The sequence below is a fragment of the Acinetobacter lactucae genome (genome assembly GCF_013344765.1).
Taxonomy (GTDB): domain Bacteria; phylum Pseudomonadota; class Gammaproteobacteria; order Pseudomonadales; family Moraxellaceae; genus Acinetobacter; species Acinetobacter lactucae_A.
On the sequence record NZ_JABVBF010000355.1, the window covers coordinates 1 to 995 of the forward strand.

1 protein-coding gene is annotated in these 995 nt (G+C 35.3%); it reads right to left on the minus strand.

Annotated elements, in window-relative coordinates; genetic code table 11:
* Positions 1-86 precede the first annotated feature (86 nt).
* Positions 87-851, minus strand: coding sequence for a glutathione S-transferase family protein (locus HUN22_RS17290; protein WP_174731969.1), 765 nt, complete (start codon positions 849-851; stop codon positions 87-89).
* Positions 852-995 lie beyond the last annotated feature (144 nt).

A 995-nucleotide genomic window follows, 5' to 3' on the forward strand; every position in this document is an offset into this window, starting at 1 on the left:
TGATAGTAATGTCTATATATTAATAATCACTTATCGAAAATAAAAAAGCCCCGATTTTCTCAGGGCATTTTATCGATTTAAAAAGTTTAGATTCCCCGCCAATCTACACGTGCATTTCGCTCAGTTTGATATATTCTTAGTACATATTGACCCAGCGGCAAATCCAGCAAATACTTTTGGTAGTTGTTCCATTCAGCTGAAATCTCTCCATCGTCTTCTTTTTCCCAAGGTGTACCTTTTATCTCTAATAATGGTGCAAGCATAGAACACACCGAAATATCAGCAAGACTTAGCCGATCACCCACCATATAGCGTGCTTGATTTTCAATTAAATATTGATTCAGCTCCTCAATCAGTTCATTCATTTGTTCTTGTGACTGATTCACTAAATTCTCTTCAAGTTTATAATTCTTCTTTACCAGTGTTTTGAGAAAAGGTTTCGATATTTTTTCAAACTGACGTAAATAGCCTTGTTCACCCATCATAATTTCTAAAGCATGATCACCTTGTGCTAGTGTGTGTGCTAAAGCCCAACGTCGGACATGAACACCTAGCTCATCAGCCAAGCTATCTATTTTTAATGTTTGCTGTCTTAAATGTTCATCACGGCGTAGCAGTGAATGCTCTGGATAAGTATCATCCAGATAAAGTGCTATTTTAGTCGATTCAGCAATCCATTGATGATCATCTTTCAAAATAGGCAGTAAATTTTGGCCTGTTTTGAGTTGTGCAAAAGCACGATGAAACCCTGGAATTAAGTTATGAGCCACATAATCAAGTTCTTTATGGTCTAACAACCAGCGAGCTTTTTCACAATAATGGGACAAAGGAAACTGATACAAAACCCGCATAAAATCTCCACGTTTATTTTTATTTGACTATTTGTACAAAAATGGTCGATGGTAAGTAGATACTTTAGAAGCTATTTTTAGTTAAAACAATGGATATTGTGCTCATTTTTCACTGACAGTTAAGTCTATTTTTTTATATCTTTT